This window comes from Exercitatus varius, from assembly GCF_029577735.1.
In the GTDB taxonomy this organism is placed as follows: Bacteria; Pseudomonadota; Gammaproteobacteria; order Enterobacterales; family Pasteurellaceae; genus Exercitatus; species Exercitatus varius.
The window spans coordinates 1-1,030 of the sequence record NZ_JARQTO010000023.1 but is presented as its reverse complement, the minus strand read 5'-3'; the positions used below and the strand labels follow the sequence as shown (position 1 = coordinate 1,030).

The 1,030-nt window shown below is 49.3% G+C and carries 1 protein-coding gene; it reads right to left on the bottom strand.

From position 1 onward, the window contains the following. Window positions 1–43: 43 nt before the first annotated feature. On the bottom strand, window positions 44–1,030 hold a 987-nt coding region (gene tuf, locus P7M01_RS10370), incomplete at its 5' end, for an elongation factor Tu (protein WP_317483651.1).

Genomic DNA, 1,030 nt, shown 5'->3' with positions numbered 1-1,030 from the left:
GGTACCTTTCGGTACCCTTTTCTGAATGTCTGATGACAATATATTATTTGATAACTTGTGCCACCACGCCGGCGCCGACTGTGCGACCGCCTTCACGGATAGCGAAACGTAAACCTTGGTCCATCGCAATCGGGTGAATTAGGCTTACCGTCATTTTCACGTTATCGCCCGGCATAACCATTTCCACGCCTTCCGGTAATTCGATTGTACCGGTTACGTCTGTCGTACGGAAATAGAACTGCGGACGGTAACCTTTGAAGAACGGAGTATGACGACCGCCTTCTTCTTTTGACAGAACGTATACTTCTGATACGAAGTCTGTGTGCGGAGTAATTGAACCCGGTTTCGCCAATACCTGACCGCGTTCGATTTCTTCACGTTTAGTACCGCGTAATAATGCACCGATGTTTTCACCCGCACGACCTTCGTCCAGTAATTTACGGAACATTTCCACACCCGTTACCGTGGTTTTCGCCGTATCTTTGATACCTACGATTTCCACTTCGTCACCAGTACGGATGATACCGCGTTCTACACGGCCGGTTACTACCGTACCGCGACCTGAAATGGAGAATACGTCTTCGATTGGTAATAAGAACGGTTGGTCAATCGCACGTTCCGGTTCCGGAATGTATGTATCTAATGCGTTGGCTAATTCCAGGATTTTTTCTTCCCATTGTGCATCGCCTTCTAACGCTTTTAATGCGGAACCGCGGATGATTGGCGTGTCATCGCCCGGGAAGTCGTATTGAGTTAACAACTCGCGTACTTCCATTTCCACTAATTCTAATAACTCTTCGTCATCTACCATGTCGCATTTGTTTAAGAATACGATGATGTAAGGCACGCCTACCTGGCGACCCAATAAGATGTGCTCACGAGTTTGCGGCATCGGACCGTCGGTTGCCGCTACCACTAAGATTGCGCCGTCCATTTGCGCCGCACCGGTAATCATGTTTTTCACGTAGTCCGCGTGTCCCGGGCAGTCAACGTGTGCGTAGTGACGGGTCGGCGTGTCGTATTCTACGTG